20 protein-coding genes are annotated in these 22,648 nt (G+C 70.2%); 2 read left to right on the top strand and 18 right to left on the bottom strand.

The window, feature by feature from the left end; translation table 11 throughout:
• Positions 1-18 precede the first annotated feature (18 nt).
• The 4 genes from tsaE to FV226_RS09830 all read right to left on the bottom strand — a co-directional run bounded on the left by tsaE (position 19) and on the right by FV226_RS09830 (position 5,105).
• On the bottom strand, positions 19-1,542 hold the full coding sequence (tsaE, locus tag FV226_RS09845) for a tRNA (adenosine(37)-N6)-threonylcarbamoyltransferase complex ATPase subunit type 1 TsaE (RefSeq protein WP_246685542.1): 1,524 nt from the start codon (positions 1,540-1,542) through the stop codon (positions 19-21).
• Between the two features lie 223 nt (positions 1,543-1,765).
• Positions 1,766-2,911 carry an EAL domain-containing protein gene (locus FV226_RS09840; protein WP_246685541.1) on the bottom strand — a complete coding sequence of 382 codons (1,146 nt, stop codon included), beginning with the start codon at positions 2,909-2,911 and terminating at the stop codon, positions 1,766-1,768.
• Positions 2,912-3,288: 377 nt separating this feature from the next.
• Entirely contained in the window at positions 3,289-3,948 is a 660-nt protein-coding gene (locus tag FV226_RS09835; protein ID WP_147751027.1) for a methyltransferase, read from the bottom strand.
• Positions 3,945-5,105 (bottom strand): glycosyltransferase, encoded by a 1,161-nt coding sequence (locus FV226_RS09830; protein WP_147762756.1) that lies wholly within the window; start codon positions 5,103-5,105, stop codon positions 3,945-3,947. Before FV226_RS09830 ends, FV226_RS09835 begins: the two co-directional genes overlap by 4 nt.
• 128 nt (positions 5,106-5,233) lie before the next feature.
• Here FV226_RS09830 and FV226_RS09825 point away from each other — a divergent pair, with 128 nt between their 5' ends.
• Entirely contained in the window at positions 5,234-6,502 is a 1,269-nt protein-coding gene (locus FV226_RS09825) for a DNA topoisomerase IB (RefSeq protein WP_147762755.1), read from the top strand.
• A 33-nt stretch (positions 6,503-6,535) separates the two neighbouring features.
• Here FV226_RS09825 and FV226_RS09820 read toward each other — a convergent pair whose 3' ends face one another.
• Positions 6,536-7,234 carry a response regulator transcription factor gene (locus FV226_RS09820; protein WP_147751030.1) on the bottom strand — a complete coding sequence of 233 codons (699 nt, stop codon included), beginning with the start codon at positions 7,232-7,234 and terminating at the stop codon, positions 6,536-6,538.
• Between the two features lie 300 nt (positions 7,235-7,534).
• Positions 7,535-8,431, bottom strand: a complete 897-nt coding sequence (locus FV226_RS09815) for a diguanylate cyclase (RefSeq protein WP_147751031.1) — start codon at positions 8,429-8,431, stop codon at positions 7,535-7,537.
• Positions 8,432-8,593: 162 nt separating this feature from the next.
• On the opposite strand from FV226_RS09815, the gene FV226_RS09810 reads away from it, so the two are divergent.
• Entirely contained in the window at positions 8,594-8,977 is a 384-nt protein-coding gene (locus tag FV226_RS09810; RefSeq protein WP_238271079.1) for a hypothetical protein, read from the top strand.
• A gap of 3 nt (positions 8,978-8,980) precedes the next feature.
• On the opposite strand, the gene FV226_RS09805 is transcribed toward FV226_RS09810, so the two are convergent.
• From FV226_RS09805 to nuoL, 12 genes are all read right to left on the bottom strand, one after another.
• Positions 8,981-9,433: a hypothetical protein gene (locus tag FV226_RS09805; protein WP_147762754.1), complete on the bottom strand. Its 453-nt coding sequence runs from the start codon at positions 9,431-9,433 to the stop codon at positions 8,981-8,983.
• A 175-nt stretch (positions 9,434-9,608) separates the two neighbouring features.
• Positions 9,609-9,869: a hypothetical protein gene (locus tag FV226_RS09800; protein WP_246685492.1), complete on the bottom strand. Its 261-nt coding sequence runs from the start codon at positions 9,867-9,869 to the stop codon at positions 9,609-9,611.
• 187 nt (positions 9,870-10,056) lie between these two features.
• The gene (locus FV226_RS09795) at positions 10,057-10,770 is read right to left on the bottom strand and encodes an ABC transporter ATP-binding protein (RefSeq protein WP_147762753.1); all 714 of its coding nucleotides are present in this window, start codon (positions 10,768-10,770) and stop codon (positions 10,057-10,059) included.
• Between the two features lie 11 nt (positions 10,771-10,781).
• Positions 10,782-12,104, bottom strand: coding sequence for a lipoprotein-releasing ABC transporter permease subunit (locus FV226_RS09790; RefSeq protein ID WP_147751034.1), 1,323 nt, complete (start codon positions 12,102-12,104; stop codon positions 10,782-10,784).
• Positions 12,105-12,111: 7 nt separating this feature from the next.
• Positions 12,112-13,437 (bottom strand): proline--tRNA ligase, encoded by a 1,326-nt coding sequence (gene proS / locus FV226_RS09785; RefSeq protein WP_147762752.1) that lies wholly within the window; start codon positions 13,435-13,437, stop codon positions 12,112-12,114.
• 515 nt (positions 13,438-13,952) lie between these two features.
• Positions 13,953-14,297 carry a DUF1467 family protein gene (locus FV226_RS09780; protein WP_147751052.1) on the bottom strand — a complete coding sequence of 115 codons (345 nt, stop codon included), beginning with the start codon at positions 14,295-14,297 and terminating at the stop codon, positions 13,953-13,955.
• A complete protein-coding gene (mce, locus tag FV226_RS09775; RefSeq protein WP_147726100.1) occupies positions 14,294-14,698 on the bottom strand; it encodes a methylmalonyl-CoA epimerase in 405 nt (134 codons plus the stop codon). The genes FV226_RS09780 and mce overlap by 4 nt, the downstream gene beginning before the upstream one ends.
• 172 nt (positions 14,699-14,870) lie before the next feature.
• Entirely contained in the window at positions 14,871-16,544 is a 1,674-nt protein-coding gene (locus FV226_RS09770) for a ribonuclease J (protein WP_147751036.1), read from the bottom strand.
• Positions 16,545-16,560: 16 nt separating this feature from the next.
• On the bottom strand, positions 16,561-17,349 hold the full coding sequence (locus FV226_RS09765; protein WP_147762751.1) for a biotin--[acetyl-CoA-carboxylase] ligase: 789 nt from the start codon (positions 17,347-17,349) through the stop codon (positions 16,561-16,563).
• Between the two features lie 4 nt (positions 17,350-17,353).
• On the bottom strand, positions 17,354-18,808 hold the full coding sequence (gene nuoN, locus FV226_RS09760) for an NADH-quinone oxidoreductase subunit NuoN (protein WP_147762750.1): 1,455 nt from the start codon (positions 18,806-18,808) through the stop codon (positions 17,354-17,356).
• A gap of 14 nt (positions 18,809-18,822) precedes the next feature.
• Positions 18,823-20,343, bottom strand: coding sequence for an NADH-quinone oxidoreductase subunit M (locus tag FV226_RS09755; RefSeq protein ID WP_147762749.1), 1,521 nt, complete (start codon positions 20,341-20,343; stop codon positions 18,823-18,825).
• A gap of 188 nt (positions 20,344-20,531) precedes the next feature.
• On the bottom strand, positions 20,532-22,643 hold the full coding sequence (gene nuoL, locus FV226_RS09750) for an NADH-quinone oxidoreductase subunit L (RefSeq protein ID WP_147762748.1): 2,112 nt from the start codon (positions 22,641-22,643) through the stop codon (positions 20,532-20,534).
• Positions 22,644-22,648: the final 5 nt, after the last annotated feature.

Below are 22,648 nucleotides of genomic sequence, written 5' to 3'. Positions count from 1 at the left end.
GAGGGGTCGGAGGGCGGCTCAGGCGGGCTCGGCGGGCGGCTCGGCGGGTGCGAGCAGCCCGGGCAGGTGCCGCAGGTGCCAATCGCGCAGCGAAGCCAGGGCCGGATGGGCGAGGTTGCGGGCGAGGTAGCCCTCGATCCGCGGGATGTGGGCGAGGTAGGCGGGCTTGCCGTCGCGGAGGTTCAGCCGCGCGAAGATGCCGAGGATCTTGGTGGCACGCTGCGCCGCCAGGATGGCGTAGGCGGTGGCGAAGCCCTGCACGTCGAAGGCCGTGTCGCGGGCGCGGCGCTCGCGGGCGTAGAGCCCGAGCAGCCGGAGCTCGAACTCGGCGTTGGCGTCGACCCGCGCGTCCTGGAGCAGCGAGGCGACGTCGTAGGCCGGGTGGCCGAGCACCGCGTCCTGGAAGTCGATCACGCCGATGCGCTCCAATCCGTCGCGCTCGGGCAGCCAGATCAGGTTGGGGGAATGGTAGTCCCGCAAAGTCCAGGTCGGGCGGGCGGGCACGGCGCCCTCCAGAACCTCGGCCCACAGCGCGCCGAACTCGGCCCGCGCCTCCGGCGAGAGCGTCACGCCGCGCAGCGCCGGGGCGTACCAGTCCGGCAGCAGCTCGGTTTCGAACAGCAGCGCCCCGGCGTCGTAGGTCGGCAGCACGTGGTCGATGCCCTCGGCCACCGGCAGCACGCCCGGCAACTCGACGGCGTGGAGCTTGGCCAGCAGGCGCGTCGCCTCGGCGTAGCGCTCGGGCCGCGGGCCGGCGGCGTCGACCACCGGCTCGATGCCGAGGTCTTCGAGGATCAGCAGGCCGGTGTCGAGGTCCTCGCCGTAGATGCGCGGCGCCGAGAAGCCCAGCGCCCGCAGCCCCCGGTCGATGGCGACGAAGGCGTGGACGCTCTCGGCGAGCTTGACGATGGCGCTGTAGGGCTTGCCGTCGCGCACCGGGGGGCCGTCGGCCCGCGGCGGCGAGATCATCAGCACCGCCGAGCGGCCGTCGGGATGGGTCAGGCGCTCGTAGGCGCGCGACGACGCGTCGCCCTGCATCAGGGTGCGCGTCGCCTCGTCCCAGCCGCTGCGGGCGAGCAGCGCGCGGACCGCGCGCGCGCGATCGAGGCGGGCGCGCATGCCCTCGGTGCCGGAGATGCGCGCGAACCGCGAGCCCTCGCCGAACTCGGGCCGGAGCGACAGGTCGATCGAGAGCACCGGCCCCTCGCGCGGCGGCAGCCGCTCGGGCCACTCGACCAGGGTGATCGCGGAATCCGTCATCTCGTCGAAGCCGAGCTCGACCAGCTCGTCGGCGCTGCGCAGGCGGTAGAGGTCGGCGTGGACGATCGCGCCGAGCCGGCCCTCGTAGGGCTGGATCAGGGTGAAGGTCGGGCTTGGAACCTCGAGGTCCGGGTCGCCGGCCAATTCGCGGATCAGCGCGCGCGCGAGCGTGGTCTTGCCACCGCCCAGGCCGCCCGAGAGCGCGACGAGGTCGCCCGGCATCAGGAACTCTGCCAGGAACAGCCCGAGATCTTCCGTCGCGCCCTCTTCGGGCAGTACGATCTCCCAGGCCGGCGGCTGACCGTCCGACGGGGGCGTGCCGGCCGCGGGGGCATCGCCCGAGACGGCGCCCTGCCGGTCGTGATCGGGATCGTCGTCGCCCAAAACCGTCAACCTCCGAGCGCCGGTGCGCGGCGCGGCTTTCGCATCCGCTGTATCGGAGGATCCTTAACCGAACTTCGCGAAATCGCGCATCCCCGCCCGCCCCGACGACCGGTGCGAGCGGCTACGGCGCGACGATCAGCGCCGCATCGTAGGGCGCGAGTCGCCAGGCCTTGGTCAGGGCGAGGGTCTCCGCGAGCGGCACCGGGCGGCTGAAACGGTAGCCCTGGCCGTAGGCGCAGCCCATCTCGGCGAGGGCGTCGGCCTCGGCCGGCTCCTCGATGCCCTCGGCGACCACCGGGATGCCGATCTCGTCGGCGAGCCGCAGGATCGTCTGGATGATCTTGCGGTTGGACGGGGTGGTGAGCATCGCGCGCACGAACTCGCGATCGACCTTCAAGGTGGTGATCGGCAGCTTCGAGAGGTCGCTCAGCGACGAGTAGCCGGTGCCGAAGTCGTCGATGGCGACGCCCATGCCCGCCTCGCGGCACTGGCTGAGCGCTTCCGTGGCGCCCACGGGATCGCGCATCACCGTGGTCTCGGTGATCTCGAGCTTCAGCGTCGACGGGGCGATGCCGGTGCTGCGCAGCATCTCGCCGACCATCTCGGGGAAGCTCGCCCGGGCGAGGTCGTGGCCGCCGACGTTGATCGAAAGGAACAGCGGCCCGTCGGTGGCGGCCGGGTTCTGCAGGGCCGCCCTCATGATCTCGGGCATGATCCGCCCGACCTCGCAGACGACCCATTGGGTGATCTCGACGATCAGTTCGCTCGCTTCCGCGACCGGGATGAACGCCATCGGGTGCACGAGGCCCTTCTCGGGATGGCGCCAGCGGATCAGGGCCTCGAAGCCGGCGAGCGCCTCCGTCCCGAGGTGGACGATCGGCTGCAGGTACAGCTCGAACTCGTTGCGGTTCAGCGCGAGGCGCAGCGCGCGCTCCGTCATCATCGCGTCGATCGAGGCCTCGAAATCCGCCTTCAGCGACGGCGAAAAATGGGCGCCGGCGGCTCGCGTCGGCGCGACCCTACCGTTCGGCGCGACCGTACCGTTCGGCCTCGGCAGCGCCACGGCATCCCGGCAGCAGGCCATGATGACGCCGAAGCACAGGCGCAGGATCGGGTCGGCATTGTGCAGGCGATGCCGGATCTGCTCCTCGGAGACCGAGACGAGGATGCAATCCTCGATCGCCCGCGCCGAGGCGGAGCGCGGGCCGGCATCGAGCAGCGCCATCTCGCCGACGATCTCGCCGGCGGCGCGCTCGGCGATCGACACCTCGACGCCGTCGCGCCGAAGGAAGAGCGCGGCCCGCCCCGCGACGATCAGGTTAGGCGAACGCGCCGGGCTCGCCCTCCTCGAAGATCGCGGCGCCGGCGGACAGTGTCACGTAGGCCTTAGGATCGTTCATCTTCCGGTCCATGCCCCGCAGACCGCACCGGTGGCCGATGCGGAAATTGCCCGACCGACATTAATCAACCCACAATTTTCTTGGCCGCCGATCGAAAAACCACGATCGATCACGTGAATGCTTTCTTTCACCGCCCAATAGTGGCCATATCCACGGATACAACCGCTGGACGGCCAAACGAATACTACTCGAGGTGGCGCCGGTTGCCTTCTGCCAACGCGACCCGGCGGCGGCGCCCACCGGATCACCCGACGAACCGCCAGACGTGGCTCTGCTTGATCTCGGCATCCTCCAGCGCCCGCGTCACCGGCACGGCGTAGCTGGCGATCGCCTCGAGGCGGGCGCGCGGCAGGTAGCTGCGGCCGGGATCGCCGAGCAGCACCGTGGTGCCGGCAGCGTGCAGGCGCCCGAGCCAGCCGCCCACCGCGGCGGCGAGGTCGCGCTCGTAGAAGATGTCGGCGGCGAGCACGAGGTCGACGTCGGGCACGGTGCCGACCAGGTCGGCCGCCGTCGCGGTGATCCGGCCGGCGACGCCGTTGGCGGCGGCGTTGAGCGGGATCGCGGCGATGGCGAAGGGGTCGAGGTCGCTGGCGAGCACCGAGGCGGCGCCGGACTTCGCCGCGGCGATCGCCACCAGGCCGGAACCGGAGGCGAAGTCGAGCACGCGCCGCCCGGCGACGACCTCTGGGTTGTCGAGGAGGTAGCGGGCGAGTGCCTGGCCGCCGGCCCAGGCGAAGGCCCAGAACGGCGGCGGCAGGCCGATCTCGGCCAGTTCGTCCTCGGTCTTCTGCCACAGCTCCGTCGCCTCGTCGGCGACGTGGATCACCAACTCCGGCGCATGCGCCACCGGCAGCAGGCGGGTGTTGGCGCGGATGAAGGCGTCGGCGTCTTTGCTCGCGATCATGAGCCCAGCAGCTCGCGGTAGAGGCCGGAGACGGCCGCGGACACCGCGGCCTCCGAGAACCCGTCCTCGACGACCCGTCGGCGGGCCGCGGCGCCGAGACCCGCGACGAGGGCCGGGTCGCGGGCAAGGCGCACCAGGGCCGCGGCCAGGGCCGGCGCGTCGTCCGGGGGGACGACAAGGCCCTCGACGCCGTCGCGCACCAGGGCGCGGCAGCCCGGCACGTCGGTGGTCACGAGCGCCCGGCCGCAGGCGGCGGCCTCGAGCAGGGTACGCGGCAGGCCCTCCCCGCCCCGCGAGGGCAGGCAGCCGACATGCGCGGCGGCGAAGGCCGCGGCCGCGTCGCGCGTCGGCCCGAGCCAGGCGACGCCGTCGCGGGACCAGTCGCGCAACGTCGCCTCGGGGATCGCGCGGCGGTTCGAGGCGTCGGGGGCGCCGTGCAGGGCGAGTTCGACCGCCGCGCCTTGCGCGCGGGCGAGCCGCACCGCCTCGACGGCGACGTCGATCCCCTTCGACCACAGCATCCGCGCGACGATCGCCACGCGCAGCGGTGGGTGGGGCGGCAGCGGCGCCGGCACGAACGCGTTTGGGTCGACTCCGGCGCCGCCGACGATCGTCACCGCGGTGTCGGCCGGGTCGAGGCCGAGGGCGGCGGCGTCGTCCGGGTTCTCGAACAGGAAGCGGGTGCGCTTGGAGGCCAGCGGCCCGCGGATCAGGTGGCGGAGCGCCGTGCGCGCGAGGCGGCCGGCGGCGTCGCCGCGCGCGCCGATCAGCCCGAGGCCGGTGAGCGCGTAGACGCGGGCCGGGATGTTGGCCATCGCCGCCGCCGTGCCGCCGACGAGGATCCCGCGCAGCGCGATGCAGTGGACGATGTCTGGGTTCAGGGCCTTCAGGATCGCCGCAAGCTGCCCGGCCGCGTAGCCGGCGGCCATCGGGTTGAGGCTGGAGCGCTCCGCCTCCAACGCGACCACCCGAGCGCCCGTCGCCTCGATCGCCGCGCGGTGCTCGCGCACCCGCGTCACCACGGCGACCGACAGGCCCATCGCCACCGCCGCCCGCGCCATCGGCAGGAAGTGCGAGGCGAAGAACCAGTCCTCGGTGACGACGAAGGCGAGGCGCCGCATCGGCGCAGCGGGGGCGGGGGAGTCGGCGGCGTCCATCGGGCCGACCTCTAACACGGGCGGGCATCCGTGTGCGGCGGATACGCAAGCGCCGGAACAGGGCCGGTCCGGCCCCGGTTGAGGCCAGGCTTTCGCAGGGAGGAGCAGGGCCGATGGGAGCGGAGCTGATGGCATCGGACGAGACCGCCGGCACCGTCGTCGACCCGCGCGACGCGGCCGCCGAGGCCGGGCTCGCCTACGTCGACGACACCATGCCCGGCCTGACCCGGAAGAAGACCGCCACGGGCTTCCGCTTCGTCGACGCCAAGGGCGCCCCCGTCCGCGACAAGGCGCAGGTCCAGCGGATCAAGTCGCTCGCGATCCCGCCGGCCTACACCGACGTATGGATCTGCCCGCGCCGAAACGGCCACATCCAGGCGACCGGGCGCGACGCCAAGGGGCGCAAGCAGTACCGCTACCATCCCGATTTCCGGGCGGCGCGGGACTCGACCAAGTTCAGCCACATCATGGCCTTCGCCGACGCCCTGCCCGGCATCCGCACGCGCATCGACGCCGACATGCGGCGCAAGGGCCTGTCGCGCGAGAAGGTGCTCGCCACCGTGGTGCACCTGCTGGAGACGACGCTGATCCGCGTCGGCAACGACGACTACGCCCGGGCCAACAAGAGCTACGGGCTGACGACGCTGCGGGACCCGCACGTCAAGGTCGAGGGCGCGGAGATGACGTTCCGCTTCAAGGGCAAGAGCGGCAAGACCTGGGACCTGTCGGTGAAGGACCGGCGCGTGGCCAAGATCGTCAAGGCCTGCCAGGATCTGCCGGGCCAGGAGCTGTTCCAGTACGTCGACGAGGCGGGGCAGCCGCGCGACGTGACCTCCTCGGACGTCAACGCCTACCTGCGCGAGATCTCGGGGCAGGACATCACGGCGAAGGATTTTCGCACCTGGGCCGGCACGGTGCTGGCGGCGCTGGCGTTGCGCGAGTTCGAGGCCTTCGACGGCGAGGCCGGCGCCAAGAAGAACGTTCGCGCGGCGATCGAGAGCGTCGCCGGGCGGCTCGGCAACACGCCGACCATCTGCCGCAAGTGCTACATCCACCCGCAGATCATCGACTGCTACCTCGAAGGCGCCCTGCTGCTTCAGGTGAAGGAGGCGGTCGAGAGCGAATTGGTCGAGGATCTCAGCAGCCTGCGCCCCGAAGAGGCGGCGGTGCTGAGCCTGCTGCAGAACCGGCTCACCGCGGACGCGCCGACGGCTTCGAAGGCGAAGGCCGGCAAGGCGAGGAAGACGGCGGCCAAGGCGGCCGAGCCGGCGAAAACGCAGGCGAACAAGACGAAGGCAAGCAAGACGAAGGCAAGCAAGACGAAGACGGCGGCCAAGGCGGGAAAGTCGGCCAAGGCGAGGACGACCGCTGCGAGCGCGGAGTTGGCGCGCGCCTGAGCGAACCGGCCGCGCGGCCGGGTCGCGGCGCGCTCAGTGGCGCGCCGGACCTTCGCCCGTGTTCGTCCGAGGCGCTTCGACGCCGCGCCGGCTGGTCTCCGCGTCGAGCACCGGCGCGAGGCCGAGTTGCCGGGCGAGCGAGACCAGGTCCTTCAACCGGCCGGTCTGGGTCTTGCGCCGCAGGTTCAGGCGGTGGGTCTCCACCGTGCGGACCGAGAGCATCAGGCGGCGCGCGACCTCCTTGTTGCTGAAGCCTGCGCTGAGGAAGCGCAGCACCTCGGCCTCGCGCGGGGTCAGCCCGAGGCCGTCGGCCGGCTCGGCGGCGGCGGAGACCGGCTCGGCCTCGACCTCGGCGCGGGCGATCAGCTGCAGGGCGCCCTCGGCGAGGGCCAGCACGGCGTTGCAGAGGTCGCGCGGGGCGGCGGAGCGCGCCACGAAGGCGTCGGCCCCGGCCCGGAGCAGGGCGTCGAGGTCGGCCGCATTCAACGCCTGGAACGCCACCAGCGTCTTCAGGGCCGGCAGGCGTGCCTTGAGGTCGGCGAGGTGGCCGAGGCCGTCCGCCAGCCGCGTCTCGTCGAGGAAGATCAGCGCGACGACGTTGGCCGGGTCGACCCGGTCGAGGTCGGCCTCGCCGATCGTGTGGAGCGCCGGCATGTGCTCCAGCGTCGCGCGGAAGGCGGGATTCATCTCCTGGGGCTCGTCGAAAACCAGGACGTCAACGGCCATACTCATCCCGCACACCCCATCTTTTCCCGGCATGGCACAATTCCGCCGGGGTCGGAGAAGGTGTTTCAAGACTCGTTCCAGACGAATCCTGGGGTTTTCGGCCTCGGACTTGTGTCGAAATCACATATGGCGCGAGGCTTATACTTAACGCGTGTCTCGCGCAGGCACAGCGCGATCAACCTTAACGCAGGCGAATCGCTGCGAAATCCGGCGCGATCGTGTCCGCGCCCGCCCTGCGAAGACTGGCGAGGTACGCCCGCCCGCCTCGCTCCGCAAGGACATCTGGCGTCGGACCCGCGGGCGGCGTCAGCCGGCGCGCGCGAGCACGATGTCGGTCTCCGCCGAGACGACGCGGTCGCGCCCGGTGGTCTTGGCCTCATAGAGGGCGATGTCTGCGCGCTTGGTGAGCGCGGTGACGCTGTCGCCCTCGCACCAGGTGCTGACGCCGAAGCTGCAGGTCAGGCGCACGGGGCCGCGCGTCCCGCGGATGCGCAGGTCCCGGATCTGGAGGCGCAGCCGCCCCGCGACGGCCTCCGCCGCCGCGAGCGAGAGCCCGGGCAGCACCACCGCGAACTCCTCGCCGCCGAGGCGCCCGGCGATCCCCTGTGCGCCGAGGAGATCGGAGACGGCGCGGATCGCGGCGTCGCCGACGTCGTGGCCGTGCTCGTCGTTGATGCGCTTGAAGTGGTCGATGTCGGCGAACACGGCCGACAGGGTGCCGTGGTTGCCGGCGCGCTCCGCGACGGCTCCGACGCGGGCGAAGAAGGCGCGGCGGTTGAGCAGGCCGGTGAGCGAGTCGGTCTCGGCGAGGCGGATCAACTCGTCCTGCATCGTGGTCAGCCGCTCGGCGGCGCGCAGGCGCGCATGCAGCTCCTCGGCGCCCGGCGGCTTTTCGATGAAGTCGTCGGCGCCGCTGTCGAGGGCCTCGGCGAGGTTCCGGGCGTTGCGCGCCGACGACATGGTGATCACGTAGAGCGGGCGGCGCGCCTCGGCGAGCAGCCTGGCCGACCAGCACAGCTCCAACCCGGTCATCGGGCGGACTTCGAGGCTGGTGATCAGCACCCGGACGCTCGGCGTCTCCTCGAGGAAAGCGCAGGCGGCGGCGGAATCGGTGAACGTGTTGATGACGTGCCCGCGCGGTTCCAGCAGCCCGGTGATGACCTTGAGGACGACGCGGCTCGAATCGACGATGACGATGTGCATGGCGCGCGATACCGGTGGAAACTGGCGTCGCACGAGATGGCCTGAAAAACCTTAAGATGCAGTCTCAGCGAGATACGCGCAGAACGTGGATCGCAGGATCGTACGAGGCGGCGCAACCGCCGACGCCGCGCGACGACCCTGGCGCGCCGACGGGAGAGGCATGTGACCACAGCGAAGAAGTCGATCGGGACCGGGGCCCCACCCTACCCGCGCACGCCGGACGGCCGCTACTTCGTCGTCGGCGGACGGCTGTGGCGCTGCAGCGATCCGCGCCTACCCGAGGAGACCCGGCAGCGCCATGTCGATGAATTGATGGATGCACGCCGCGCCGTCGGGGCGGCCAAGCGCGCGAAGCGCAAGGGCGAGGCCGGCGCGGCCGAGCTGATGCGGAGCGCCCGCGACGCGGTCCAGGCCGCCAAGGAGGCGCTCGGCGAGCGCGGGCCGGTGTGGTGGGGCGACGGGGCCGAGGATCAGGGCGGGCGCAACCCACGCGACTCGCCCTACGCCGCGTGGTACGCGGCGCTCACGCGGGCGGAAGACGCCTGAAGCTCAGCGGTGCGGGACGGAGACCGTGACGACGGAGACGCCGTTGCCGGTCTGGACCCGCCCGCCGGAGGTCCAGGCGCCGTCGCGGCCGCGCGAGAGAATGCGGGGGCCGCGTCCGGGGCGGGCGACGGCGCGCTCGCCCGGGTTGACTACGGTCACGCTCGGCGCGGCCACCGGCGCCTCGCGCAATCCGGAGATCGTCGGCACACCGTAGGTGCCGTAGCTCCACGGCGCCGGGACGATGCGGTTGGGCGAGGGCACGCTGCTGAAGGGCGCGCCGACATAGGCGCCGCGCACCGCCTCGTCGGCAAAACCGTAGCCGCCCTGGCCGGCATAGGCCGCGCCGTCGCCGTAGGGCGTGACGCGGACGGTCTCAGCGCTCGCCGCCCCGGCACCGAGGGACAGGGCGGCGGAAAGGACGAACGAAGCGGCGAGCGACGGGCGGTGACGGGCCATGGATCGGAACTCCGGACGGAACGCTGACTTTCCGGGCAAACCCCGGTTTCGGCGATCTCGTTCCGGTTCGGGGCGGCGAGCTACGTGCGAAGACTGCTTAAACCCTGCGCCGGGCGGTGTTGCGCACAGATTCGCGCAACGAACCCAAATCGAACCTGTCCGGCGTCGATCCGGTTCAGCGGCAGGTGGTGATGCGGCGAACGATCCAGCCCTCGCCCTCAACCCAGAGGCGGCGGCGCATGCGGCTGCAGGTGCCGCCATCCTCCTCGCCCTCGTTCGCCGAGACCGTGCGAGCCGGCGGGGTCACGTCGGCGACCTTGGTCACCGCGGCGGTGGTCGCCGAGGCGGCCGAGGCAGCGGTCGGAGTAGCAAGGGGGGCGGCAAGGCCGAGCAAAGCCACGAGCGTGAGGGCGGGAGCAACGGACGTCGTCGACATGGATCTGGATCTCGCCTGGGCAGCGTTCCCGGCGCGTCGGCACCGGTCGCGGACGACGCGTTTCCGCGTCTTCAAGCGAGTAATCCGCGACTCCGCGTTTCGGTTGCAACGCGAACGTGCATCCGTGCCGAAATGGGATGACGCGTGACCGCGCCGCCACGAGGCGGCGACACCGGCGTCCTCGGCTTCAGTCCAACTGCTCGATCAGCCCGTCGCGGATCGTGACCCGGCGGTCCATGCGGGCGGCGAGATCCATGTTGTGGGTCGCGATCAGCGCCGCGAGGCCGGAGGCGCGCACCAGCGAGAGCAGGATCGAGAAGACGTGGCCCGCGGTCGAGGGGTCGAGGTTGCCGGTGGGTTCGTCGGCGAGCAGCAGGCGCGGCCCGTTGGCGACGGCGCGGGCGATGGCGACGCGCTGCTGCTCGCCGCCCGAGAGCTCCGCCGGGCGGTGGACGAGACGGTCCTTGAGGCCGAGGAAGCTCAGGAGCTCGGTGGCCCGCGCCTTCGCCTCGCTGCGACCGAGGCCGCGGATGAGCTGGGGCATCACCACGTTCTCCAGCGCCGAGAACTCCGGCAGCAGGTGATGGAACTGGTAGACGAAGCCCATCTCCTCGCGCCGGAAGCGCGTGCGCTCGGCATCCTTCATCGCCGCGGTCGGCTGGCCGCCGACATAGACCTCGCCGCCGTCGGGCCGCTCCAGCAGGCCGGCCAGGTGCAGCAGCGTCGACTTGCCGGCGCCCGACGGCGCGACGAGCGCCACCAGCTCGCCCGGCCAGATCGCGAGGTCGGCCCCGCGCAGGATGTCGAGGCCGCGGTCGCCCTGCGCGTAGCGCCGCTCGACGCGGGAAAAGAACAGGGCCGGCACCGGCGGGATGCCGGCGGGCTCGGGGGTTCCGCTCATGGGAATGCCGCTCAGCCGTAGCGCAGCGCCTGCACCGGATCGAGCCGGGCCGCGCGCCAGGAGGGATAGACCGTCGCGGCGAGCGCGAGCAGGAACGAGGTCAGCACCACGACCGTGATCTCGGTAGGATTCATCTCGGCGGGGATCTCAGCGAGGAACCGCACCGTCGGGTCCCAGGCTCCGGGAAACAGCACCCGCTGGATCGGCTTGATGTTCAAGGTGATCAGGATGCCGAGCCCGAGGCCCGACAGCGTGCCGACGAGGCCGATCAGCGCGCCGTTGATCAGGAACACGCGCATTACCGTGCCCGGCGTCGCGCCCATGGTGCGCAGGATCGCGATGTCGCTCGACTTGTCGCGCACCAACAGGATCAGGCCGGAGACGATGTTGAGCGTCGCCACCACGACGATGAGGCTCAGGATCAGGAACATCACGTTGCGTTCGACCTCGAGCGCCCCGAAGAAGGTGCGGTTGCGCTGGCGCCAGTCGGTGAGCAGCACCGGCCGCTCGGCCGCCATCTCCAGCGGCTCGCGCATGGCGGCGACCGCGTCGGGGTTGTCGATGTAGATCTCGATCAGGCTGACGTCGCCCTCGCGGTTGAAGAACGCCTGCGATTCGGAGAGCGGCATGAACACGAAGGTCGAATCGAACTCGGTCATGCCGATCTCGAAGATCGCCTTCACATTGTAGCTCTTAGTCCGCGGCGCGGTGCCGAAGGCCGTGGTCGCCCCCTTCGGCGTCGAGAGGGTGATGGTGTCGCCGGCCTGGATCGCCAGGCTGTCGGCGAGCCGGCGGCCGATCAGCACGCCCGAGCCGTCGTCGAAGCCCTCCAGCGTGCCGCCGCGCAGGGATTTCGAGATGCCGCCGATCGCCCCGAGGTCGTCGCCGCGCACGCCGCGGACCAGCACGCCGCTGCCGCCGTAGGGCGAGGAAGCGAAGGCCTGGCCCTCGACCAGCGGGATCGCGGCGCGCACCCCCGCCACCTTCGAGAGCCGCTCGGACAGGTCGGCGAAGTCGGTGAAGGTGCGGTCGATCGGGGTGACGAAGATGTGGCCGTTGATGCCGACGATCTTCGACAGCAGCTCGGTGCGGAAGCCGTTCATCACGGAGAGCACGATGATCAGCGTCGCGACGCCGAGCGCGATGCCCAGCACCGAGAAGAACGCCACCACCGAGACGCCGCCGCCCCGGCGCCGCGCGCGGAGGTAGCGGCCGGCGATGATCCACTCGAAGGCGGCGAACGGCGCGGTCGCGCCGCCGCGCGACGCCGGCTTGGCACCCGGCTTGGCGTCCGGTTTGCGCGGGCTCGCCCCGGTTTCGGCTGCGACCGCCATGGGAGCCTCAGGCACGCCGGATGCGCGCGATCAGGTCCACCGCCGCCAGGGTCTCGCGCTCGCCGCCGGCGCGGCGCTTCAGCTCGACCTTGCCCTCGGCCAGGCTTTTCGGACCGACCACCACCTGCCAAGGCAGGCCGATCAGGTCGGCGGTGGCGAACTTGGCGCCCGGCCGCTCGTCGCGGTCGTCGTAGAGCACGCTGAGGCCGGCGGCCTCCAGCGTCGCCTGGATCTCGGCGCAGGCGGCGTCGGTGCCGGCGTCGCCGACCTTGAGGTTGATCAAAGCCACGTCGAACGGCGCGACAGCATCGGGCCAGACGATGCCGGCCTCGTCGTGCGAGGCCTCGATGATCGCGGCGACGAGACGGCTCGGGCCGATGCCGTAGGAGCCCATGTGGACCGGGCGCTCGATCCCGTCCGGGCCGGCGACCTTGGCGCCCATCGGCTCAGAATACTTCGTGCCGAAGTAGAAGATGTGCCCGACCTCGATGCCGCGGGCCGACATGCGGTTCTCCTCCGGCACCTCGGCGAAGGCGTCGGCCTCGTGCATCTCGTCGGTGGCGGCGTAGTGCGAGGTCCAGGCGTCGACGAGGCCCTGCAGGGCGGCGACGTCCTCGAAGTCCACGGTGGCGGGCGGGATCTCGAAATCGAGGTAGGCGCGGTCGCAGAACACCTCGCTCTCGCCGGTCTGGGCCAGGATGATGAACTCGTGGCTGAGGTCGCCGCCGATCGGCCCGGTGTCGGCCCGCATCGGAATCGCCTTCAGGCCCAGCCCTGCGAAGGTGCGCAGGTAGGCGACGAACATCCGGTTGTAGGCGTGGCGCGCGCCGGCCTGGTCGAAGTCGAAGGAGTAGGCGTCCTTCATCAGAAACTCGCGCGAGCGCATGGTGCCGAAGCGCGGCCGCACCTCGTCGCGGAACTTCCAGGAGATCTGATAGAGGTTCTTCGGCAGGTCCTTGTAGGAGCGCACGCTCGCGCGGAAGATCCCGGTCACGACCTCCTCGGCGGTGGGGCCGTAGAGCATCTCGCGCTCGTGCCGATCCTTGATGCGCAGCATCTCCTTGCCGTAGGCGTCGTAGCGGCCGGATTCCCGCCACGGCTCGGCCGACTGGATCGTCGGCAGAAGCAGCTCGATCGCGCCCGCCCGGTCCTGCTCGGTGCGGATCACGTCGCAGACCTTGTTCAGCACCCGCAGGCCGAGCGGCAGCCACGCATAGATGCCGGCCGATTCCTGGCGCACGAGGCCGGCGCGCAGCATCAACCGATGCGAGACGATCTCGGCTTCCTTGGGCGTCTCGCGCAAGGTCGGCAGGAAGTAGCGGGACAGACGCATGGGGCTTCTTTTGACGGTTCCGGCGGGCGGCTCGGGGCGGGCGGCGCGCACGGACGCCGATCCCGTTGCCGGGGGCACACAACACACTGCAACCGGAAAACACAAGCGGCTTGGATTTTTCGGGCCGGCCGGAGCCCAGTTTCGCCCGCGCGAGCGTCCGGCGGCGGGCCGGGAGGCCGATTCATGCGGCCTGTCGGCGAAAAAACGCAGATTTCTCTCTTCGACCCGGTGACAGGACGAAATGTTGTTCCTATAAGCGGCCCGCGATGGTTGCGAAGCCCCTTAGAGGGCACGCAAAGGTCCGGGTCTCGGGAGGAAAATCGACCGCCACGCAGTCAATGCGTAGGACAATCAAAGGTCGAGCCAGATTGACTGCTAGAAAAGCAAGGCCTCAGGCCTTGCTTTTTTGTTTTGCGAGACCACCGACGACCCTCCCAATCAGGCCGACAGCGGTCGAAACATGGACGGCACGCCGCCGGCCATCCGAGTACCAGCCCGCGCAGGCGGACGTTGCGCTAGAGCCCCGTCAGCGGAAACGCCGCGAGCGCGACCAGGAAGGCCGCGCCGGCGGCGAGCGTCGTCCAGATCGCCTTCTCGCGCAGACGCGGCGCGGCGGGCGCGCCGGGGTCCTGCCCCGGCACCACCCGAGCCGGGTCGGTCTCGGCCTGGTTGCGGATCGGCAGGATCGCGAAGAGCAGCGTCCACCACACCACGAAGTAGAGGGCGCTCGCCCCGAACACCGTCAGGCGGAACTGCAGCACCGCCACCGCGACGAAGGCGGCGACGAGGACGAGCACCACGCCGAGCGTCCGCGGGGTCGAGCGCGCCACGGCCTTGAGGAATGCGTTCACCCGGATCAGACCTGCTCCAGCTCGGTCAGCGTCCCGAGGAAGTCCTTCGGGTGGAGGAACAGCACCGGCTTGCCGTGCGCGCCGATGCGGGGCTCCCCGGTGCCGAGCACGCGGGCGCCCTCGGCCTTCAGCCGGTCGCGGGCCGCAATGATGTCGTCGACCTCGTAGCAGACGTGGTGGACGCCGCCGCCCGGGTTGCGCTCGACGAAGCTCGCGATCGGCGAATCCGCGCCCAGCGGCGCCATCAGCTCGATCTTGCTGTTGGGCAATTCGACGAACACGACGGTGACGCCGTGCTCCGGCTGCGGCAGCGGCGCCGTCAGCGTCGCGCCCAGCGTCTCGCGGTAGACCTTGCACGCGGCGTCGAGGTCGCGCACCGCGATGGCGACGTGGTTGAGCCGGCCGATCATTGGTTTCTCCCGATCTTCACCGTGCCCTTCCCTCTCCCCTCTGCGGGAGAGGGCGGCCCGCGAGCTAAGTCCGGAGAGGGGAGCGACGGTGCCTGGAATGGCGGTCCCCTCTCCCGACCTTCGCTCACGCGAAGGCCACCCTCCCCCGCTTCAGGGGGAGGGACGATTGCGATCAGACCTCGACCACCTGCACGTGGCAAGCGGGCTTCTTGCCCCAGACCTCGTTGACGGCCGAGCGCACGGCGCGGTCGACGGCCTTCTCGACGGCCTCCGAGTCGCGGCGCTTGCCCTTCGACAGGCCGGACAGCGTGCGCGAGACCGAATCGACGACGGTGTCGATCAGCGGCGCGCCGCCGCGGCCGCGGTTGGGCAGGCCGATGATGTCCACCGCCGGCTCGCCCAGCACCTCGCCGCTCTCGTCGATGGCGATCGCCACCGAGACGAGGCCGGCCTGCGCGAGCTTGCGCCGCTCGGGGATCGCGCGGTCCTTGCCGTCGATCAGGACGTTGCCGTCCTTGAACAGGCGGCCCGACTTCACGTGGTCGATGATCTCCGGCCGGCCGGGGCTCAGGCGGATCAAGGTGCCGTTGCGGGCCTTGACCACGTTGTCGACGCCGTGGGCGCGGGCAAAGCGCGCGTGCTCGTCGAGGTGCAGGGCCTCGCCGTGGACGGGAATCGCCGTCTGCGGCCGGGTCCAGGCGTACATCTCGGCCATCTCGTCCCGGCGCGGGTGGCCTGAGACGTGGACCAGCTCGGTCCGGTCGGTGATGACCTCGACGCCCTGCTCGATCAGGTCGTTGATGATCGCGCCGACCTCGCGCTCGTTGCCGGGGATGGCGCGCGATGAGAAAATCACCTGATCGCCCGCGGCGAGCGCGATGTCCGGGTGATCCTTGCGGGAGACGCGGGCCAAAGCCGCACGCGGCTCGCCCTGCGAGCCGGTGAGCAGCGCCACGACCTTGTCGCGCGGCAGGTCGCGCCAGGAATCGGCGCGGCGGAAGTCCTGCAGGCCGTCGAGGAAGCCGCATTCGCGGGCGACGTCGATCACCCGGTCCATGGCGCGGCCGACCGCGACCACCTCGCGGCCGCAGGCCTTGGCCGCCAGGGCCACGGCGCGGATGCGGGCGACGTTGGAGGCGAAGGTCGTCACCGCCACGCGCTGCGGCGCGACGGCGATGAGCTTGGCGAGCGTCGCGGCGACCTCGGCCTCGCTCGGCGAGAAGCCCTCGCGGACGACGTTGGTCGAATCGCAGACGAGCGCCAGGATGCCCTCGTCGCCCATGGCGCGGAACGCCTCGGCCGAGGTCACGTCGCCGAGGATCGGCGTCGGGTCGATCTTCCAGTCGCCGGTGTGCAGCACGAGGCCGGCGGACGTCCGGATCGCCACCGCGTTCGACTCGGGGATCGAGTGCGAGACCGGCACGTAGTCGATCTCGAACGGTCCGAGCGTCACCCGGCGGCCCGGCTTGATCTCGCGCAGGTCCACCTTCGGCGCGCCCGGCTCCGACAGGCGCCGGGTCTCGAGCAGGCTCTTGGCGAAGCGGGTGGCGTAAACCGGCACCTTCAGGCGCGGCCACAGCTCGGAGATCGCGCCGATATGGTCCTCGTGCGCGTGGGTGATGAAGATCCCCAGCAGGTCCTTCTTCCGCTCCTCGATGTAGGTGAGGTCCGGGAACATGAGGTCGACGCCGGGCATCGCCTCCTCGCTCGCGAAGCCCATCCCGCAATCGACCATGATCCACTTGCGGCCCTTCTCCGGCCCGAAGCCGTAGAGGGCGGCGTTCATCCCGATCTCGCCCACGCCGCCGAGCGGCAGGAAGACGAGCTCGTCGTGTCCCGTTGTCATCAGTTCCAAATCCATCTCATGCCGCCGTCGCGGCCGTCCCAAAATGCACCTCGCCCGCCGTCACGGTTCGCCGCGTTCCGTCCGGGGCGAGGATCACGAGCCGCCCCCCCTCGTCGATGTCTTCGAAATCGCCGACCAGGGTCTCCGTGCCGCTGCGGACCGCGATGCGCGACCCGAGGCCGGAGGCCCGTGCGAGCCATCGCTCGCGAATCTCAGGGAATCCCCGCCCGCGATCCCAGATACGGGCCGCCGCGGCAAGCTTATTCGTCAGATCCGCCAGCACCATGCCGGCATCACTTTGGTATCCGAATCCCGCGAGCGAGGCGGCGGAACTCGAAAACGCCTCGGGAACGCCTGCGACATTGACGCCGAACCCGATCGCCACCGCCCGCCTGCCGCCCGGCAGCGTCTCCGCCTCGAGCAGAATGCCGGCGAGCTTGGCGCCGCCCGCCAGCACGTCGTTCGGCCATTTCAGCCCGAACGTCCCGGCCGAGCCCGGGCCGCAGACCGCCTCCAGGGTCTCGACCAGCGCGACCCCGGCGACGAAGCCGAGGCCGGCGACCCGCTCCGGCTCGACGCCCGCCACCGGCCACAGCGCGCTGGCGGTGAGGTTCCCCGGCACCGAGGCCCAGGCGTTGCCGCGCCGGCCGCGGCCGGCCTCCTGGGCGTGCGCCGCGACCCAGAGCGGGCCGGTCGCCCCGGCGCGCGCCTGGTCGAGCGCTTCGGTGTTGGTCGAGCCGAGGCGGTCGTGGACGTGAAGGCGATGCCCGACGGCGCGCGCGCCGTCGCCGAGACGGAAGTCCAAGGCGCTAGAACAGCGACTTGGCCGCCGCGCCCGCAGCCCCGACGAGCGGTGCCGGCAGCAGCCAGAACAGGATCACGACGACGCTCGACAGGGCGAGCACGATGCGCAGGCCCGGGGCCATCGCCTCGTAGGGCGCCTTGGCCTCGTCGAAGTACATGATCTTGACCACGCGGATGTAATAGTACGCCCCGACCACGCTGGTGACCACGCCGACGACGGCGAGCGCCACGAGGTTGGCCTGGATCGCGGCGGCGAACACGTAGAACTTGCCGAAGAACCCGGCGAGCGGCGGGATGCCGGCCAGCGAGAACATCATCATCGCCAGGCAGAACGCGATCCACGGATGGGTGCGCGAGAGGCCGGACAGGTCCTCGATCGTCTCGAACATCTCGTTCCGGCGGCGCAGGCTCAGGATGATGGCGAAGGCGCCGAGCGTCGTCGCGAGGTAGATGATCATGTAGACCACCACGCCGCGGATGCCCTCCTCGGTGCCCGCCGCCAACCCGATCAGGGCGTAGCCGACGTTGCCGATCGACGAGTAGGCCATCAGGCGCTTGAGGCTGCGCTGGCCGATGGCGGCGAAGGAGCCCAGCGTCATCGAGGCGATGGCGATGAACACGATGATCTGCTGCCAGATCGCGGTGACGTCGGGGAACGCGCCGATGAAGACGCGGACCGTCATCGCCATCGCCGCCATCTTCGGGGCGGAGGCGAAGAACGCCGTCACCGGCGTCGGAGAACCCTCGTAGACGTCCGGCGTCCACATGTGGAACGGCACCGCCGCCAGCTTGAACGAGACGCCGGCCGCGACGAACACGATGCCGAGCACGATGCCGAAGCCGGCATCCTCGTGGAGCGCCGAGACGATACCGGGGAAGGACACGGTGCCGGTGAAGCCGTAGACCAGCGAGGCGCCGTAGAGCAGCATGCCCGAGGAAAGCGCGCCGAGGACGAAGTACTTCAGGCCGGCTTCGGTGGACTTCAGGTCGTCGCGGTGGAACGCGGCGATGACGTAGGCGGCGAGCGACTGCAGCTCGAGGCCGAGATAGAGCGCGATCAGGTCGTTGGCCGAGACCATGACCAGCATGCCGATCGTGCACAGCACGATCAGGATCGGGAACTCGAACCGGTCGATCTTCTCGCGCTGGAAGTAGTCGCGCGACAGCAGGATCGTCGCGGCGGAACCCAGCAGCACCAGGGCCTTCATCACCTTCGAGAAGCCGTCCTGGATGAAGCTGCCGGACAGCGTCGTCACCTTGGTGCCGGGCGCCTGCGACATCACCACGAACAGGGCGACGAGCAGCAGCGCGAGGGCGCCGACGTTGATGGTCTCGACGGAGCGCTCGCCGCGGAACGCGCCGTAGAGGATCAGCACCATCACGCCGACGCCGAGGATCAGCTCGGGCAGCAGCGGGGTGAGCGAGGGCAGGACGGTCTGCACGGTCTGGACGGTCGGCATCTCTGGCCCTGCCTTCAGCGCGCGAGGGGCAGCGCGGCGGCCGCGGTCTGCGTGTTCGAGAGGGCGGCCTTCATGCTCGTCATCAACGCCTCGGTGGAGGGGGCGAAGACGTCGAGGATCGGGGCCGGGTGGACGCCGTAGTAGATCGTCAGCGCGACGAGCGGCGCGAGGATCAGCTTTTCACGGTTGTCGAGATCGAGGATGCCCTGGAGGTTGGGCTTCTCGAGCTTGCCGTAGATCACCCGCGCGTAGAGCCACAGGGCGTAGCCGGCCGACAGGATGATGCCGAAGACCGAAAAGAACGCCACCGTCGGGTTCGCCTTGAAGGCGCCCATCATCGCCAGGAACTCGCCGACGAAGCCGGAGGTGCCGGGCAGGCCGACATTGGCCATGGTGAACACCATCATCGCCACGGCGTAGAGCGGCATCCGCTTCACGAGGCCGCCATAGGCCGCGATCTCGCGGGTGTGCATCCGGTCGTAGACCACGCCGACCCCGAGGAAGAGCGCGCCCGAGACGATGCCGTGCGAGATCATGAGGAACAGCGCGCCCTGGATGCCCTGTTCGTTGAGGGTGAACAGGCCGAGCGTGACGAAGCCCATATGCGCCACCGACGAGTAGGCGATGAGCTTCTTGATGTCGGTCTGCATCAGGGCGGTGAGCGAGGTGAAGATGATCGCGATCACCGACAGCGCGAAGACCAGCGGCGCGAAGGTGTGGCTCGCATCCGGCAGCATCGGCAGCGAGATCCGGATGAAGCCGTAGCCGCCCATCTTGAGCAGGATGCCGGCCAGGATCACCGAGCCGGCGGTGGGCGCCTCGACGTGCGCGTCGGGGAGCCAGGTGTGCACCGGCCACATCGGCATCTTCACCGCGAAGCTCGCGAAGAAGGCCAGCCACAGCCACCATTGCATGCTCACGGGGAAGCGGGTCTGCAACAGGGTCGGGATGTCGGTCGTGCCGGCCTGCCAGTACATCGCCATGATGGCGAGCAGCATCAGCACCGAGCCGAGCAGGGTGTAGAGGAAGAACTTGAAGCTGGCGTAGATGCGCCGCTTGCCGCCCCAGATGCCGATGATGAGGAACATCGGGATCAGGCCGGCCTCGAAGAACAGGTAGAACAGCACCAGGTCGAGCGCCTGGAAGACGCCGATCATCGTCGTCTCGAGCACGAGGAAGGCGACGAAGTACTCCTTCACGCGGGTGCCGATCGCGTGCCACGAGGCGCCGACGCAGAACGGCATCAGGAACGTCGTCAGCAGCACGAGCGGCATCGAGAAGCCGTCGACGCCGAGCTTGAACCGGATCGTCTCGGCGAGCCACGCGTGGCTCTCGACGAGCTGGAAGCTCGCCGAGGTCGCGTCGTACCGGTTCCAGGCGACGAGCGAGAGCAGGAAGGTGACGACCGTGGTCGCGAGCGCCGCCCAGCGGGCGTTCTTCGCGACGGCCTTCTCGTCGCCCGACAAGGTCAGGATGAAGGCCGCGCCGCAGAGCGGCACGATCAGCAGGCCGGAGAGGATGCCGAGACCGAACATCTAGCGAAGGCTCCAAACGATGGGATTCGCGCTCGGACGGCACGACGCAGCCCCCTCTCCTGTGCGGGAGAGGGTTGGGGTGAGGGATGAGGACGTGCCGGAGAGGTCACGCCCCTCACCCTGTCCCTCTCCCACTGGGAGAGGGGACCCGCGCAAGGGCCGGATGCGATGCTGAGCGACGACCATCGTCAGTGCCCCCCGGGCTTCGGAAGGCCGGCCATCAGGTACCAGCTCAGGATGCCCGCGACGCCGATCAGCATCACGAAGGCGTAGTGGTAGACGTAGCCGGTCTGGAAGCGGACGACGCCGCGGGTCACGTCGACGACGCGGGCCGCGATCCCGTCCGGGCCGGCGCCGTCGATGGCGCGGCCGTCGACCTGCCGCCACAGGAACAGGCCGAAATCCTTGGCCGGACGCACGAAGATCCGGTCGTAGATCTCGTCGACGTACCACTTGTTGAGCAGGAACCGGTACAGGGCCGGCTGCTGGGCGGCGAGCGCGCCCGGCAGCTTCGGCCGGCGGATGTACATGATGAAGGCCAGCACGAACCCGAGCAGCAGCATGATGAACGGCGCGTAGGAGACCAGCGCGGGCACGTGGTGGATGTCGTGCATGATGTGGTTGTCGGGCCCGTGCGCCAGGGCGTGGCCCCAGAACGCCTCCATGCCCTCGCCGATGAAGCGATCCTTGAAGATCAGGCCGGTGAACAGCGCGCCGAAGGCGAGGATGCCGAGGGGGATCGTCATCACCAGCGGGGATTCGTGTGGCGTGTGATCGCCGTGATGGCCGTGCCCGTGGTGGTCGTCGGCGACGAGGTCGCTCTTGTGCGCCGGCTCGATGTCGTGGCCGTGGTCGTCGTGCGCCACGCCCTCGGTGTGGCCCGGCGCGCCGTCGGCTTCGACGGCCTGAGACGCATGCGCGACGGCCGGCGTCGCGTGGTCGTCGTGATGGGCGTGCGCGCCCCAGCGCGCCGGCCCCTCGAAGGTGAGGAAGAACAGGCGCCAGGAATAGAACGAGGTGAAGAACGCCGCGATCACGGTCGCCATGAAGGCCAGCGTGTGCCCGGGCCGCGTCGAGGCGTAGGCCGCCTCGATGATCGCATCCTTCGAGTAGTAGCCGGCGGTGAAGGGGAAGCCGATGAGCGCCAGCGTACCGATCGCCATCATCGCGGTGGTGAACGGGATGTAGCGGCGCAAGTCGCCCATGTTCCGCATGTCCTGCTCGTGGTGCATCGCGTGGATGACCGAGCCGGCGCCGAGGAACAGCAGCGCCTTGAAGAAGGCGTGGGTGAACAGGTGGAAGATGCCGGCGGAGTACGCGCCGACGCCGAGCGCGACGAACATATAGCCGAGCTGCGAGCAGGTCGAGTACGCGATCACGCGCTTGATGTCGTTCTGCACCAGGCCGACCGTGGCGGCGAAGAAGGCGGTGATGCCGCCGATGACCGTGACGAACACGAGGGCGTCGGGCGCGAGCTCGAACAGCGGCGACAGGCGCGCCACCATGAACACACCGGCCGTCACCATGGTCGCGGCATGGATCAGCGCCGAGACCGGGGTCGGGCCTTCCATCGCATCCGGCAGCCAGGTGTGCAGCAGGAACTGCGCCGACTTGCCCATCGCGCCCATGAACAGCAGCAGGCAGGTCAGCGTCAGCGCGTGCCAATCCTGGCCGAGGAAGTGGAAATGCGCGTCCTTGAGCTCGTTCACCCGCGGGAAGATGCCGTCGAAGGCGACCGAGCCGAACAGCACGAAGACGAGGAAGATGCCGAGCGAGAAGCCGAAATCGCCGACGCGGTTGACGATGAAGGCCTTCATCGCGGCGGCGTTCGCCGAGGGCTTCTCGTACCAGAACCCGATCAGCAGGTAGGAGGCGAGGCCGACGCCCTCCCAGCCGAAGAACATCTGCACGAGGTTGTCGGCCGTCACCAGCATCAGCATGGCGAAGGTGAACAGCGACAGGTAGGCGAAGAAGCGCGGCCGGTGCGGATCCTCCTCCATGTAGCCGACGGAGTAGAGGTGCACGAGGGTCGAGACGGTGGTGACGACGACGAGCATCACCCGCGTCAGCGTGTCGATGCGGAAGGCCCAGTCGACGGTGAGGTCGCCGGCCGTGAACCAGGTCGCGACCTGCACCCGCGTGGCGTGGTCGCCCTCGATGAACACGCCCCAGGACAGCAGCGCCGAGAAGGCGAGGCAGGCGGTGGTGACGTACTCGCAGACCCGCGCGCCGATGAAGCGCCCGAACAGCCCGGCGATGAGGGCGCCGATGAGCGGGAAGAAGACGATCGCGTGATACATCGTGC

It is taken from the genome of Methylobacterium sp. WL12 (assembly GCF_008039475.1).
GTDB classification, from domain to species: domain Bacteria; phylum Pseudomonadota; class Alphaproteobacteria; order Rhizobiales; family Beijerinckiaceae; genus Methylobacterium; species Methylobacterium cerastii.
This window is presented reverse-complemented; position numbering and strand designations above follow the sequence as displayed.

Bases quoted from the DNA above. Each gene is read 5' to 3' on its own strand.
- FV226_RS09790 (WP_147751034.1), bottom strand. From the start codon at position 12,104: ATGGCGGTCGCAGCCGAAACCGGGGCGAGCCCGCGCAAACCGGACGCC.
- FV226_RS09830 (WP_147762756.1), bottom strand. From the start codon at position 5,105: ATGGACGCCGCCGACTCCCCCGCCCCCGCTGCGCCGATGCGGCGCCTC.
- FV226_RS09770 (WP_147751036.1), bottom strand. From the start codon at position 16,544: ATGACAACGGGACACGACGAGCTCGTCTTCCTGCCGCTCGGCGGCGTG.
- FV226_RS09755 (WP_147762749.1), bottom strand. From the start codon at position 20,343: ATGTTCGGTCTCGGCATCCTCTCCGGCCTGCTGATCGTGCCGCTCTGC.
- FV226_RS09815 (WP_147751031.1), bottom strand. From the start codon at position 8,431: ATGCACATCGTCATCGTCGATTCGAGCCGCGTCGTCCTCAAGGTCATC.
- FV226_RS09820 (WP_147751030.1), bottom strand. From the start codon at position 7,234: ATGAGTATGGCCGTTGACGTCCTGGTTTTCGACGAGCCCCAGGAGATG.
- FV226_RS09825 (WP_147762755.1), top strand. From the start codon at position 5,234: ATGGCATCGGACGAGACCGCCGGCACCGTCGTCGACCCGCGCGACGCG.
- nuoN (WP_147762750.1), bottom strand. From the start codon at position 18,808: ATGCCGACCGTCCAGACCGTGCAGACCGTCCTGCCCTCGCTCACCCCG.
- FV226_RS09800 (WP_246685492.1), bottom strand. From the start codon at position 9,869: ATGTCGACGACGTCCGTTGCTCCCGCCCTCACGCTCGTGGCTTTGCTC.
- nuoL (WP_147762748.1), bottom strand. From the start codon at position 22,643: ATGTATCACGCGATCGTCTTCTTCCCGCTCATCGGCGCCCTCATCGCC.
- FV226_RS09795 (WP_147762753.1), bottom strand. From the start codon at position 10,770: ATGAGCGGAACCCCCGAGCCCGCCGGCATCCCGCCGGTGCCGGCCCTG.
- FV226_RS09835 (WP_147751027.1), bottom strand. From the start codon at position 3,948: ATGATCGCGAGCAAAGACGCCGACGCCTTCATCCGCGCCAACACCCGC.
- FV226_RS09805 (WP_147762754.1), bottom strand. From the start codon at position 9,433: ATGGCCCGTCACCGCCCGTCGCTCGCCGCTTCGTTCGTCCTTTCCGCC.
- mce (WP_147726100.1), bottom strand. From the start codon at position 14,698: ATGATCGGCCGGCTCAACCACGTCGCCATCGCGGTGCGCGACCTCGAC.
- proS (WP_147762752.1), bottom strand. From the start codon at position 13,437: ATGCGTCTGTCCCGCTACTTCCTGCCGACCTTGCGCGAGACGCCCAAG.